This is a genomic window from Oleiphilus sp. HI0043 (assembly GCF_001634935.1).
The window spans coordinates 1-1993 of the sequence record NZ_LWEY01001613.1 but is presented as its reverse complement, the minus strand read 5'-3'; the positions used below and the strand labels follow the sequence as shown (position 1 = coordinate 1993).

The following is a 1993-nucleotide window of genomic DNA, read 5'->3' as shown; positions in this document are numbered from 1 at the left end:
TTTCTGTCACTGGAATCAAAGACGAGCTGCTAGGCGAAGTCATCGCTGCTTTTGTAATTCTCAAACAGGGCTTTGGTGAAGACCCAAAACCGATCCGCTATCATTGCCGGAAAAATCTACCGCCTCACAAACAAGTTAAGGAAATTTTCTGGGTCAGTGAATTTCCTCGCACAAGTAGCGGAAAAATAAAACGTCACGAGCTAGCAAGCTTTGCCAATGCGCGCAAATAACTCATTTACGGAAAGAAGAGATCACTAATGAATAGCCAAGTTGAAAACCTACTTAAACAATACACCCAGTTAGACCATGCAGCTGAGGTAGAACGCATTGGGGGATTTATTAGAGACTCCTTACGAAAAACGCTACACCGTCGCGGCTTGGTCGTCGCAATATCTGGTGGAATAGACAGCTCAGTTAGTGCAGCTTTAGCTGTCAGTGCACTTGGCCCGAAAAAAGTATTTGGAATCTTAATGCCAGAAACAGATTCTTCTTCAACTAGCTTAGAGAGAGGTAGAGCTCTAGCCGAGCACCTCGGCATCGAGTATACAGTTCAAGATATTGCCCCAGCACTAGAAGCAATAGGTTGTTATGAATGGCGCGATCAAGCGATCAAAAAGACCTTCCCAGAGTATTGCGAAGGTTGGAAAAATAAAATAGTGATCGATGGAGGGGCTAAAGGACAAATTAACCACTTCAAACTTGTCGTTGAAGACCCGTCCGGCAAGCAGCAGCAAAAGCGTTTGGGTTTAAATGAGTACCTGACAATTGTAGCAGCAACAAACTTTAAGCAACGTATCCGTAAAAATATGGACTATTTCCATGCAGATCGGCTGAACTATGCTGTAGTGGGTACACCTAATCGAGTTGAATATGATCAAGGCTTCTTTGTCAAAGGTGGAGACGGTTTAGCAGACATCAAACCAATTGCTCACCTATATAAAACACAAGTATATGAATTAGCTCGTCACCTAGGGCTGCCTGAAGAAATCTGTAGTGCCACCCCCACTACCGACACCTACAGCCTAAGCCAGGGGCAGGACGAATTTTACTTCGCTCTTCCATATAACAAAATGGATGTAGCGCTGTGGTTCTATAACAACGAAAAGCCATCATCAGAGTTAGCAGAAGCATTAAACACGAGCACTGAACAAGCAGACTTTATTTACAATGATATTGAAAGCAAACGTAAAACAACTCAATATTTACACCTCCATGCACAGTTAATAGACAAGGTTGATTTGGGTTGGTAATGATGAGTGCTAAAAAAAGCCAAACGAAAAACAATCAACAAAAAGTTTTTGACAGGCTTGCCGTGCGTTTTAAGGATCGAATTCGTGAAACCGTTACAGACAATGAAACGGAAGGTGTCGACTCATTCCTTAAACAAGCTTTTGTAAATAGCCCTTTGCGACACTCCCCCGAGTACAACGATTGGCTATTTTCAAATAACATCAAAAACCCCCGATATATCGCTTGGGACGGGAATGATGTTGTCGGCACCCAGTATGGTTTAAAGTGTACGGTTAATTATGCCGATAAGGTTTACTCAGGGTGCTGTGCCATTGACCTCTCGGTCGATGAAAAATGGAGAATGAGAGGCCTAGGCGTTGCTTTGATCAAAAAGCTCATGGATCAACATGATTTCGTTATAGGCCTAGGGATATCTCAAGCTGCTCAAGCGATGTTTACAAGATTGAACTGGTACAATCTTGGAAATATAGCTTTCTATATTAAACCTCTTACAGCAAAAGGATTTTCTAGCACCCAACAAGGCCATGGGGTAAAAGGTACTATAATTTATCCAACAATAGCCTGGGGCGTTCGTTTTTTTACTCGACTAAAGCACTTAGTAAGAACTAGAAAAACGATAAAACCGATATCCCAAGTTGAGAATTATAAGAAGGATTTAGAATACCTATACAACAAGGAACATAATCTCAAAATACTCAACATTAGACAGAATGCTGAGTATTTTGAGTGGCGCTACATTGAA

2 protein-coding genes and 1 pseudogene are annotated in these 1993 nt (G+C 41.8%); all 3 read left to right on the top strand.

Going from position 1 to position 1993, the window contains the following annotated elements; genetic code table 11:
- Positions 1-230, top strand: a pseudogene (locus A3729_RS24340) (AMP-dependent synthetase); the annotation flags it as partial.
- Positions 231-257: 27 nt separating this feature from the next.
- Positions 258-1250 (top strand): NAD(+) synthase, encoded by a 993-nt coding sequence (gene nadE, locus A3729_RS24335; RefSeq protein ID WP_068515293.1) that lies wholly within the window; start codon positions 258-260, stop codon positions 1248-1250.
- Positions 1250-1993 (top strand): GNAT family N-acetyltransferase (locus A3729_RS24330; RefSeq protein ID WP_156498111.1); only part of this gene is annotated, 744 nt, incomplete at its 3' end. The genes nadE and A3729_RS24330, both read left to right, overlap by 1 nt.

Bases quoted from the DNA above. Each gene is read 5' to 3' on its own strand.
- nadE (WP_068515293.1), top strand. From the start codon at position 258: ATGAATAGCCAAGTTGAAAACCTACTTAAACAATACACCCAGTTAGAC.